The following is a 10,537-nucleotide window of genomic DNA, read 5'->3' on the forward strand; positions in this document are numbered from 1 at the left end:
GCGCTTGCTAGGGTGAATCCCTCCGGCGCCTCCGCCGGGTGGTGACCACCCGCGCCGACATGGCCGCCGCCAGCACCACCATCCCGGCCACCACCGGCGCCCTGGAGGCGGGCGGCGCGGCCGGCCCCCGCCCGAAGTACGGGCCGGGCCGGGCGGCCGGTGAGAGCGTCCCGTGCGCCAGCCGCCGGGCCTCCCGCAGGGCGAGCGGCGCGTCGGCCACCCCGTGCCCGTAGGCGCGGCTGTGGCCGCTCGTGGGCCGCCTCCTGGCGCCGCGCTCGATGGCCATGCGCACGTGGTACGGCGACAGCCCCGGATGGGCCGACCGCACCAGGGCCGCCACGCCCGCGACCATGGCCGCCGCCGAGCTCGTGCCGTCGCCCGCCACGTACCCCTCGGCGCCGTCGGCCGTGACGATGTCGGTGCCCGGCGCGACCACCGACAGGTAGTCCTGGCGGTTGGAGAAGGGGGCCACCCTCAGCCGCCGGTCCACCGCGCCCACGGCGATGACGCCCGGGTAGGCGGCCGGGAAGTTCTTCCTGTTGGTCGTGTCGCCGTCGTTCCCGGCCGAGGCCACCAGGACCACGCCGCGGGCGATCGCGTACTGCACGGCCTCCTCCTCGGCCGCCGAGCCCTCCCACGCGCCGCTGCCGCCGCCGAGGGACATGCTGATCACGTCCGCGCCGTGGTCGGCCGCGTACCTGATGCCCGCGGCCAGGGCGTCGCGGCGGCCGGTACGCCGTTCGGCGCGCAGCGGGTCGGTGTTCTCCAGCGTGACCCTGATCGACAGCACCCGCGCCGCGGGGGCGACGCCGACCACGCCCTCGGTGCGTCCCTCGCCGTGCCCGCGGCCGGCGATCAGGCCGGCCATGGCGGTGCCGTGGTGCCCCCACAGGCGCTTGGGCGCGCCGGTCAGGTCGGGGCCCTGGGTCACGACGCCCCGCAGGTCGGGGTGGCGGCCGTTCACCCCGGTGTCCAGCACGGCCACCAGCACGCCCGCGCCCCTGCTCTCCCGCCACGCCTCGGGCAGGCGCAGCGCCCGGAGCTGCCACTGCCGGGCCCGCGCGGCGGCGCCCACGCCGCCGGGGACGCTCGGCGAGGCCGCCGTCCGCACGTCGTCGGTGGCGCTGGACGCCACGCCCGCGACCCCGGCCGCCAGGATCAGAGCCGGCAGCAGGGACGCGAGCACCCTCATCGGGTCAGCGCCCGGTGCAACGCCACGGCGAGCTGCCGCGCGGCGCCCCGCAGCCGCGGCGCGGCGCGTCCGCCCGGCCGGTACGCCCGCCCGTCGGCGTACCCCACGGCCGTCGCCACCAGGTAGGGGTCGCCGGAGCCGGCCAGCGCCCCGGCGAAGTACTGCCGCTCGCCGAACCGCTCGGCCGGGCCGCCGGGGAAGGCGACGGGCCGCACGGTGGCCGGGCGCACCCCGCCGTACGGGCGTGGGCACGGGCGTGGGCAGGGCGCGTCGAGCACGGCGATCCCGACGGTGGCCACGTACGTCTGGGTGCTGTCGGCGTACGTGGCCCGCAGCGCGGTCAGGCAGCCGGGCCGCACCGCGGCGGGCTGGAACGCCACCCGGCACGGCGCCTCGGGGGCCACCCCCGCCAGCACGTACGTCACCCTGGCCCCCGACGGGCTGACGCCGGGAACGGCCAGCGGGAAGATCCGCGCCACCGGCCAGGCGTGCCAGCGCTCCGGCACGGGCGCGTCTGCCTGCGGCCAGAACACGGACAGGATGGAGAGCAGCACAACGGACAGTTGGTACACGTCAACCTCGAACGGGAGAGGAGGGACGCCCGATCTGCCGTGCATTCTGGCACGTGGCCGGCGAGTCGTTCCGACGCTTCGGTAAACAGCCCGATACGCGGAGTAATTGTAGTTATGCGGTCATTCGCCCTGCGGTGTGGGCGAAAGTCGGACATGTGCCCCAGGGGGGAGCCCCAGCCGCTGCGCCGCGTCCCCGAAGTTGACCGCGATGGCGATCAGCCCCGCCGAGTCCGTGAACGCCACCAGCTCGCCCGGCGGCACCGCCGCGAACGACGTGCGGAAGGGCATCGCGAGCCGCCGCCGCCCGAGCCACACCCCCAGCGTGTCGCCCACCTGGACGCCCAGCGCGTCCAGGTCGCCCGCCGCGATCGACAACTGCGTGTTGCCGTGGCGGTCCACCGAGACGACCTCGCCCTCGACCGAGCCCTCCCGCAGCAGCGAGGTCGGCGCGGGCAGCGAGACCAGCCGCTCGACCGGCACCGGGGGGCCCAGCTCGGCCGGGTCCAGGCCGCCGGCCAGCCGCCCGGCGACCGGCGAGAAGACGTCCCGGCCGTGGAAGGTGGGCGACACCGGCCGCAGGAAGAGCTCCTCGTTGCTGAGCGCGTACGCGGCCCGCGCGCCGCCGCTGGCGTGCACCGCCCAGGACAGCAGGCCGTTGTCGGGGCCGACGAACACCCGGCCGCCCGCCTCGACCGCCACCGACCGCCGCGCGCCGCCCACGCCGGGGTCGACCGCGCCGATGTGCACGCCCGCCGGGAGGTAGGGGATGGTCTGGGCGAGGATGGCCGCGCCACGCCGAACGTCGCCGGACGGGACCAGGTGGCTCACGTCGATCACCCGCGCCTGGGGCGCGATCCCGGCGATCACTCCGTGGCAGGCGGCCACGAAGCCGTCTTCGAGCCCGTAGTCCGTGAGGAGCGTGATGACTGGGGTCACATTTCGTGACTGTACGTCCGGCAATCCGCCGTGAACAGCCGCACATCGCACATTACGATTGGCCACGGGCCGCGACGCGTGCGATGTGATCGTCGCACGCCCCTTCCCGAGGAGGACATCATGGGAGCACCGCTCAGCGGTGACAGTGCTGCCCAGGAACCGTCCAGACCGCCCTTCACCGACCGCGATCTCGAACTCCTCGCCTTCGAACGCCAATGGTGGCGTCACGCGGGCGCCAAGGAGCAGGCCATCAAGGAGACCTTCGGGTTCTCGGCCACCCGCTACTACCAGTTGCTCGGCGAGTTGATCGACAGACCGGAGGCGCTGGAGCAGGACCCGATGCTGGTCAAACGGTTGCGAAGGTTGCGCTCCACCCGTCAGCGTGACCGTGCGGCGAGACGGCTCGGCATGCGCCCCTGACCGGCTGGGTACGGCAGCCGCGTGAGGAACATCCCTGGAATGGAAGCGATCCTTAAAGATCCGTCCGGCGCCGTGATCGGGCTCGACTTCGACGGAACCCTGTCGCCGATCGTGCCCGATCCCGCCTCCGCCCGGATCCACCCCGAGGCCCCCGCCGTACTCGCCGAGCTGGGCGCCCACGTCGGCGCCGTGGCCATCGTGACCGGCAGGCCGGCGGCCACCGCGCTCGAACTCGGGCCCGGCCTGGCCGACGTGCCCGGTCTCGTGGTGCTCGGCCACTACGGCTTCGAGCGGTGGGAGCACGGACGCGTCTCGGCGCCGCCGCCTCCGCCCGGCGTGCCCCGCGCCCGGGCCGAGCTGCCGCTGCTGCTCGACTCGCTCGGGCTGCACGGCGTGGTGATCGAGGACAAGGGCCGGGCGGTGGCCGTGCACACCAGGCGCGCCCCCGACCCCGAGGGCGCGCTGGCCGCGTTGCGCGAGCCGCTGGCCGGGCTGGCCGACAAGCACGGGCTGGTGATCGAGCCCGGACGCATGGTCCTGGAGCTGCGGCCGCCCGGCATGGACAAGGGCCACGCGCTCGGGCTGTTCCTGGCCGAGCGGGACGCCAGGTCCGTCATGTTCGTCGGCGACGACCTCGGCGACCTGGCCGCGTTCGAGGCCGTACGCGCCTCGGGGCTGCCCGGCGTGACCGTGTGCAGCGGCTCGGCGGAGGTGACCGCGCTGGCCGAACGGGCCGACATCGTGGTCGACGGGCCCGACGGCGTGGTGGCGTTGCTGCGGGAGCTGACGACGGCCTTCAGCCGTCCCTGAGTTCAGCCGTTCGTGAGCCGGCTCGCGGCCTTCGCCGTCTTCGAGCCGGCTCGCGGCTTTCAGTCGTTCGTGATTGGGCTGCAAGTGGCGGGTTCTACGTTGGTGCCCATGTCAAGACGATCTCTCGCTGTCGCCGCCGTCTCGGTTGCGTCCCTGGCGGCCGTGCTCGCCGTGCCCGGGGCCGCCTCCGCCGCGCCCGCCCAGCAGCTCAAGTTGCGCGGCGGCCTGACGCTCTACATCCCGATCGAGTGGGTGGTCCACCGTCAGGGGGCCGACTACGTGCAGGTGGTCACCGGCCGTTGCGCCAAGCCACAGGGCTGGGGCTCGCCCGAGTGCGACGCGTTCTACATCCTCGGCCCCGACGCGATCAAGCGGGGCGCGGAGGGCTTCGGGCCCTACACGGGCAAGAACCCGTACTACCCGGCCAGTGACGTACAGCCCTGCCCGTTCAACCGGAAGTGGGGCGAGGTCATCGGCCCCAAGGTCACCAGGGGCTACCGGCAGATGGGGGCCGGGCACAAGGCCGCCTACAACGCCTGGCAGGCCAAGTGCGTCAGCTACTCGGGCAACGGCGTGAAGGCCCGCTTCACGCAGCGCGAGTGGTACCTGCCGAAGAGCCGGATCCTCGTCGTGGACCAGTGGGACACGCCCGGCCTGGCCGACACGCTCAAGTACGCCGACTGGACATGAGCACCCCGGTCACCGCGACAGCGATGATCACCGGCACCAGCACGAACGCGGTCCCGGTGCCGTAGCCGTCGGCCAGCGAGCCGAGCAGCAGCGGGCCGACCGCCATGGCGGCGCCCGCCCACACGGGCGAGGCGGCCGCCGCCCGGTCCGCCCGGTCGCCGGAGGCGGCGATCAGCGAGCTCAGCGCGAGCGGGAACTGCAGCGACGCGCCCAGCCCGCTCAGCGCCAGCCCCGCGTACGACAGCACCGGCGCGCCGCTCGTCCAGAACAGCAGCCAGCCGAGCGCCATCAGCCCCAGGGCGCCGACGAACAGCGGCGTGGCCGGCAGCCGCAGCGCGAGCTGCGCGCCCGCGAACCTGCCCGCCGCCATGCCGCTGACGAACGCCGTCAGCCCGGTCGCCGCGACGGCCGCCGTCACGCCGGTCCTGAGGGCGAACAGGTCGGCGGCCCACAGGTTGAACGAGAACTCCAGGGCCACGCAGCAGAACAGCACGGCCCCGGCCAGATGGAAGCGCCACCGGCCGCCCACCCGCGCCTGGACGCCGCCCAGGGCGACCACGTCGTCCTCCCCTTCCATGCCCTGCCGGGGCGCGGGCCAGGAGCGGCCCAGCGCCAGTGCGAGCAGGACGCTGACCGCCGGGGTGATCAGCAGGGCGGCCCGCCAGCCGAGCGCGCTCTGCGCCACCTGGCTGAGCACGAACGTCGCCACGATCCCCACCAGCACGCCCACGGCGTTGGCCTCGCTGAGCGCGGCCGGTCCCGCGGGGCCGTGGTGGTCGCTGAGCTCGGCCATCGCCGCGTAGAGCATGACCGAGCCGAAGCCGCCGGCCACGCCGTAGCCCAGCAGCGTCAGGGGTAGCGCGGAGGTGGCCATGACCAGCAGCACGCCGGCGTTCATCCCGGCCAGGCCGACCCAGCACGTCACGCGCCGGCCGAGGACCCTGGTGAGCAGGGGCAGGGCGAGGCCGGCGCCGACCGTGCCGAGCGCCATGGCGGTGCCGTGCAGCCCGGCGACGGTGGCCGTGGTGCGCTGGTCGGCGCGCAGGAGCGGCAGGGCGGCGCTGAGGCCGTACATGAAGGTGGCGAACGCGCCGAGCAGGAGATAGATCAGCCAGGTCGGACGGTCCCGGACGAGTCGGATGGGCACTGAGACCGTCGACACCCGGCAGCCTCCGTCATTGGCAGTGAATCCGACTTCTCATGTTAAAGCAGGGCATCGAGCTGGGATTCCAGCCACTTGTGCGGCGGCAGCGCGGTGGCCGCCTCGTACAGCCGGTCGCGGCGGCGCCTGCGCTCGTCCTCGGGCATCACCAGGGCCTCGTGCAGCGCGGCCGCCGTGCCGCTCACGTCGTAGGGGTTGACCACCAGCGCGTACGGCCCCAGCTCGGCCGCCGCCCCCGCCTCGCGCGAGAGCACCAGGGCGCAGCGCGGCGACAGGACGGGCCCCTCCTTGGCCACCAGGTTCATGCCGTCGCGGATGGGGTTGACCAGCAGCACGTCCGCCAGCCGGTAGGCGGCCAGCGAGCGCGGGTAGTCGTCGTTGACGTTGAGGATGACCGGGTCCCAGTCCTCGGTGGCGTACTCGTCCTCGATCTCGCGCGCGCAGCGCTGCACCGACGCGGTGTACTCGCGGTATTCGGGCAGGTCGTGCCGGCTCGGGTAGGCGAAGGCCAGGTGGACCACCTTGCCGTGCCACTCCGGATGGGCGGCCAGGAACTCCCGGTAGGCCAGCAGCCCGCGCACGATGTTCTTGGACAGCTCGGTGCGGTCGATGCGGACGATCAGCCGGCGCCCGGCCACCTGCTCGGCGAGCGCGGCCATGTGCGACTCGACGTCGGGCTCGCAGGCCCGCGCCCACAGCGCCGCGCCGTCCACGCCCAGGCTGTGCACGCCGACGCGGGTCTTCCTGCCCTCGTGGGTGACCGTGCGGGCCGCGCGGTCCACCCGCGCGCCCAGCAGCGCCTCGCAGCAGTCCATGAACGCCGCCGCCCACCGCGCCGTGAGGAAGCCCGCGTGGTCGGCCCCCAGGATGCCGTCCAGGACCTCCCTGGTCACCGCGTCGGGCAGCAGGGAGAAGTACTCCGGGGGCGCCCACGGCGTGTGGCTGAAATGGGCGATGCGCAGGTCGGGGCGCTCGGCGCGGAGCATCGCCGGGGTGAGCGTCAGGTGGTAGTCCTGGACCATCACGCGTGCGCCGTGCCCGGCCTCCTCGGCCAGCGCCAGCGCGAACGCGCCGTTGTAGTCGCGGTAGGACTCCCACTCGCGCCGGAACTTGGTGCCGAAGCTGGGGGAGTTGGGGATGTCGTACAGCAGGTGGTTGACGAACCACAGGGTCGAGTTGGCCACGGCGTTGTAGGCGCGGTGGAAGGTGGCCGCGGGGATGTCGAGCATCCGCAACGCGCCCGTGTCGTAGCCCGTCCGGTCGAGCCGGCCCCCCGGAGCCAGGCGTACGGCGCTGCGGTCGCCGTCGGACAGCGCGGCGCACACCCACAGCACGCCGTGCTCCTTGGCCACCCCCGACAGGCCCGAGACCAGGCCCCCACCACCGCGTTTCATGGTCAGCTCACCGTCGTCGTCGACGGTGAAGGAGACCGGCCCGCGGTTGGACGCCACGAGAACGCTGTTCATTTGGGCTCCCTTCGCCCATAGGATCCCAGCTATGGCGCTAGATGAGCTAACCGAGGAACTCGCCCGCTCGGCCGCGGCCGGAGACCATCGCGCGCTCGGCGAGCTCCTGGCCAGGATCGAGCCTGACGTGATGCGCCACTGCGCCCGGATCCTGCCCTATCACCAGGACGCGGAAGAAGCCTCGCAGGACACACTGCTGGCCGTGGCGCGCAACATCGGGCGGTTCGAGGGGCGGGCCAGGTTCAGCACCTGGCTGCACATCGTGACCGCCAACTGCGCGCGCACCACGTACCGGTCGCTGAAGCGCAGGGCCGCCGAGCAGACGTCGGAGGAACTGCCGATGCAGAAGCCGGACGCGCGGCGGGTCAGCGTGATCGCCGGCTCGCGGCTCGACCTGCTCGACGCGATGGAGGCGCTGGAGGCCGACAAGCCCGACCTGGCCCAGGCGCTGGTGCTGCGCGACATCGTCCAGCTCGACTACAACGAGGTGGCCGAGCAGCTCAACATCCCGCTCGGCACCGCCAAGTCCCGCATCCACCAGGCCCGCAAGTACGTGCAGGGAGTCCTCGGGGAGGACTATCGGTGAGACAAGCTTTCTCACCTTCTGAGATGGGTGGCCGTTTCGGCCACTTGAGAAGGTAGAGTCCCTTTCGACAACTGAATATTGCTCATCCAGAGGGGTGGAGGGACCGGCCCTGCGAAGCCCCGGCAACCCTCCCGGCTTGTACTCGCGACCTGGCGAGGCCGACCGGGACAAGGTGCCAATTCCGGTTCGCGGTCAAGGTGGCCGCGGGCGAAGATGAGGGAAGGCCTCGCTTCATGTCGCTCGACTTTGGTCCTGCCGTCGCTCTGTCCTGCCGCGAGTGCGGCACGCGCTACCCCCTGGGCCCCAGCTTCGCCTGCCTGGAGTGTTTCGGGCCGCTCGAAGCGGCCTACTCCTTCGGCCAGGTGACCCGCGCGGACATCGAGTCCGGCCCCGCCAACATCTGGCGCTACCGCTCCCTGCTTCCGGTCCCCGCCGACGTGGCGAGCAAGCCCAACATGAACCCGGGCTGGACGAAGCTGGTCAAGGCCGGCAACCTCGGCAAGGCGCTCGGCCTCCGGTCCCTGTTCGTGAAGGACGACTCGGGCAACCCCACCCACTCCTTCAAGGACCGCGTGGTCGCCATCGCCGTCGAGGCGGCCAGGAACTTCGGGTTCCACACGCTCTCCTGCTCCTCCACGGGCAACCTCGCCGGCGCGGTCACCGCCGCCGCCGCGCGGGCCGGCCTCGACGCGTGCGTGTTCATCCCGGCCGACCTCGAAGCGGCCAAGATCGCCATGGCCCGGGTGTTCGGCGGCCGGCTGGTCGGGATCGAGGGCACCTACGACGAGGTCAACCGGTTCTGTTCCGAGCTGATCGGCGACCCGCTGGGCGAGAGGTGGGGGTTCGTCAACGTCAACCTGCGGCCGTACTACGCCGAGGGGTCCAAGACGCTCGCGTACGAGATCGCCGAGCAGCTCGGCTGGCGGCTGCCGGAGCAGATCGTCATCCCCATCGCCTCGGGCTCCCAGCTCACGAAGATCGACAAGGGGTTCAAGGAGCTGATCGCGCTCGGGCTGGTCGAGGACACGCCGTACAAGGTGTTCGGGGCGCAGGCGGCCGGGTGCTCGCCGGTCTCGACGGCGTACAAGGCGGGGCACGACGTGGTCCAGCCGGTCAAGCCGGACACGATCGCCAAGTCGCTGGCCATCGGCAACCCCGCCGACGGGCCGTACGTGCTGGACATCGCCCGGCGTACCGGCGGGGGCGTCGAGGACGTCACCGACCCGGAGATCGTCGCCGCGATCAAGCTCCTGGCCTCCACCGAGGGCATCTTCGCCGAGACCGCGGGCGGCGTCACGGTGGGCGTGCTGAAGAAGCTCGTCGAGACGGGCAGGCTCGACCCCGAGGCCGAGACCGTGGTCCTGAACACCGGCGACGGCCTCAAGACGCTCGACGCGATCAGCGACGACGCGCGGCCCACCGCCGTGATCCGGCCCTCTCTCGACGCGTTCCGCGCGACTGTCTGACAATCCAGGAAAGGCAACAAAAACCATGAGCGTTTCTGTGCGGATTCCCACCATTCTGCGCACTTACACCGGGGGTAACGCCGAAGTGAGTGGCGAAGGGGCGACTCTTCGTGACGTTCTCGCCAAGCTCGACTCCGACTACCCGGGGATCGGCGCGAGAATTCTGGATGAATCGGGCAAGATTCGTCGTTTTGTCAACGTTTACGTTGGCGAAGAGGATGTCCGTTTCGTCGAAGGCTTGGACACTCCCGCCCCCGAAGGCACGCAGATCTCCATCATCCCCGCCGTCGCGGGCGGCTGACCGCCGGACCCCCGACTCTTGAAGGCGCCCCTTGTGGGCGCCTTCTTGTTTTAGAACCCAATTCAACTCGAACGACTCAGCCTTCGATGAAATTAGCGGTTTGTCGATTGACTCTGTTGCCAAACCCCTTGCCACAGGTATGGTCGAGGGCGATCGTATGGCTGATTTTCCCAAAAGTCAGGCGATTACAGGTCTCGCGGAGGAATGGGCGAGATCTGCGAGCCCAGTAAGAGGAGTCGGAAGTGGCGCAGGGCACCGTCAAGTGGTTCAACGCGGACAAGGGCTACGGCTTCATCGCGGTAGACGGTGGTAAGGATGTATTCGTCCATTACTCAGCGATCATGATGGACGGGTACCGATCTCTCGAACAGGGTCAGCGCGTCGAGTTCGAGATCACGCAGGGCCAGAAGGGGCCGCAGGCGGAGTCCGTCCGCGCGGTCTGACCCACCGTCGCCGGTGTGAACCGGGCGGCACGCGCGGCAGCGCAGTCCGCGTGAGCCCGCCACTGTTTCCTCCGTCGGCTTCGCACGGCGGGCCGCACCTCCTGGGGCGGCTCGCCGTACGAACCGGTGTGCCCGATGACCTGCCCCATGACCTGGGGCAGGGGGCCCGTGGCTTGCACTCGGCAGGGTAGAGTGCTAAACAGTTCGTTGGCACTCTGTATGGCAGAGTGCCAACAACCCGGATCGAGACGATGGGGTCTGCCGAACGGAGATGCAGACCCATGCCGTCGCGGGCGTCGGCTCGGTCCAGCACACGCCACCCTGCATCTGGGAGGTCTAGCCTTATGGCAGCCAAGATGATCGCGTTTGACGAGGACGCCCGGCGCGGTCTCGAGCGCGGTATGAACCAGCTCGCCGACGCCGTCAAGGTGACCCTTGGTCCCAAGGGGCGCAACGTCGTGCTGGAGAAGAAGTGGGGCGCTCCCACGATCAC

12 protein-coding genes and 1 riboswitch are annotated in these 10,537 nt (G+C 71.7%); of the genes, 7 read left to right on the forward strand and 5 right to left on the reverse strand.

Features of this window, described 5'->3' with window-relative positions; genetic code table 11:
- Window positions 1–7 precede the first annotated feature (7 nt).
- The 3 genes from ACWCSU_RS50945 to ACWCSU_RS50955 all read right to left on the reverse strand — a co-directional run bounded on the left by ACWCSU_RS50945 (window position 8) and on the right by ACWCSU_RS50955 (window position 2,700).
- The gene (locus ACWCSU_RS50945) at window positions 8–1,192 is read right to left on the reverse strand and encodes a S8 family serine peptidase (RefSeq protein ID WP_449944484.1); all 1,185 of its coding nucleotides are present in this window, start codon (window positions 1,190–1,192) and stop codon (window positions 8–10) included.
- Window positions 1,189–1,746 carry a hypothetical protein gene (locus tag ACWCSU_RS50950; protein WP_449944487.1) on the reverse strand — a complete coding sequence of 186 codons (558 nt, stop codon included), beginning with the start codon at window positions 1,744–1,746 and terminating at the stop codon, window positions 1,189–1,191. Before ACWCSU_RS50950 ends, ACWCSU_RS50945 begins: the two co-directional genes overlap by 4 nt.
- A 138-nt stretch (window positions 1,747–1,884) precedes the next feature.
- Window positions 1,885–2,700 carry an SAM hydrolase/SAM-dependent halogenase family protein gene (locus ACWCSU_RS50955; protein ID WP_357696654.1) on the reverse strand — a complete coding sequence of 272 codons (816 nt, stop codon included), beginning with the start codon at window positions 2,698–2,700 and terminating at the stop codon, window positions 1,885–1,887.
- 120 nt (window positions 2,701–2,820) lie between these two features.
- Here ACWCSU_RS50955 and ACWCSU_RS50960 point away from each other — a divergent pair, with 120 nt between their 5' ends.
- The 3 genes from ACWCSU_RS50960 to ACWCSU_RS50970 all read left to right on the forward strand — a co-directional run bounded on the left by ACWCSU_RS50960 (window position 2,821) and on the right by ACWCSU_RS50970 (window position 4,620).
- The gene (locus tag ACWCSU_RS50960; protein WP_449944490.1) at window positions 2,821–3,120 is read left to right on the forward strand and encodes a DUF3263 domain-containing protein; all 300 of its coding nucleotides are present in this window, start codon (window positions 2,821–2,823) and stop codon (window positions 3,118–3,120) included.
- Window positions 3,121–3,159: 39 nt separating this feature from the next.
- Window positions 3,160–3,930, forward strand: a complete 771-nt coding sequence (gene otsB, locus ACWCSU_RS50965; RefSeq protein WP_357696650.1) for a trehalose-phosphatase — start codon at window positions 3,160–3,162, stop codon at window positions 3,928–3,930.
- A gap of 108 nt (window positions 3,931–4,038) precedes the next feature.
- A complete protein-coding gene (locus ACWCSU_RS50970; RefSeq protein WP_357696648.1) occupies window positions 4,039–4,620 on the forward strand; it encodes a hypothetical protein in 582 nt (193 codons plus the stop codon).
- Here ACWCSU_RS50970 and ACWCSU_RS50975 read toward each other — a convergent pair.
- Together ACWCSU_RS50975 and ACWCSU_RS50980 are read right to left on the reverse strand one after the other, a co-directional pair.
- Window positions 4,598–5,782 (reverse strand): MFS transporter, encoded by a 1,185-nt coding sequence (locus tag ACWCSU_RS50975; protein WP_449944493.1) that lies wholly within the window; start codon window positions 5,780–5,782, stop codon window positions 4,598–4,600. The two genes, ACWCSU_RS50970 and ACWCSU_RS50975, sit on opposite strands and share 23 nt — an antisense overlap.
- Window positions 5,783–5,823: 41 nt before the next feature.
- The gene (locus ACWCSU_RS50980; RefSeq protein WP_357696644.1) at window positions 5,824–7,248 is read right to left on the reverse strand and encodes an alpha,alpha-trehalose-phosphate synthase (UDP-forming); all 1,425 of its coding nucleotides are present in this window, start codon (window positions 7,246–7,248) and stop codon (window positions 5,824–5,826) included.
- A gap of 31 nt (window positions 7,249–7,279) precedes the next feature.
- Here ACWCSU_RS50980 and ACWCSU_RS50985 point away from each other — a divergent pair, with 31 nt between their 5' ends.
- The 4 genes from ACWCSU_RS50985 to ACWCSU_RS51000 all read left to right on the forward strand — a co-directional run bounded on the left by ACWCSU_RS50985 (window position 7,280) and on the right by ACWCSU_RS51000 (window position 10,044).
- Entirely contained in the window at window positions 7,280–7,834 is a 555-nt protein-coding gene (locus tag ACWCSU_RS50985) for an RNA polymerase sigma factor (RefSeq protein ID WP_189654051.1), read from the forward strand.
- 79 nt (window positions 7,835–7,913) lie between these two features.
- Window positions 7,914–8,054: riboswitch (SAM riboswitch) on the forward strand.
- Between the two features lie 13 nt (window positions 8,055–8,067).
- Window positions 8,068–9,300 (forward strand): threonine synthase, encoded by a 1,233-nt coding sequence (gene thrC / locus ACWCSU_RS50990; protein WP_357696642.1) that lies wholly within the window; start codon window positions 8,068–8,070, stop codon window positions 9,298–9,300.
- Between the two features lie 25 nt (window positions 9,301–9,325).
- Complete coding sequence (locus ACWCSU_RS50995) at window positions 9,326–9,601, forward strand: MoaD/ThiS family protein (RefSeq protein ID WP_364095458.1); 276 nt, start codon at window positions 9,326–9,328, stop codon at window positions 9,599–9,601.
- A gap of 242 nt (window positions 9,602–9,843) precedes the next feature.
- Window positions 9,844–10,044 carry a cold-shock protein gene (locus ACWCSU_RS51000; protein ID WP_068927743.1) on the forward strand — a complete coding sequence of 67 codons (201 nt, stop codon included), beginning with the start codon at window positions 9,844–9,846 and terminating at the stop codon, window positions 10,042–10,044.
- The last annotated feature ends 493 nt before the right edge of the window (window positions 10,045–10,537 follow it).

The organism is Nonomuraea sp. NPDC001699, from assembly GCF_053596455.1.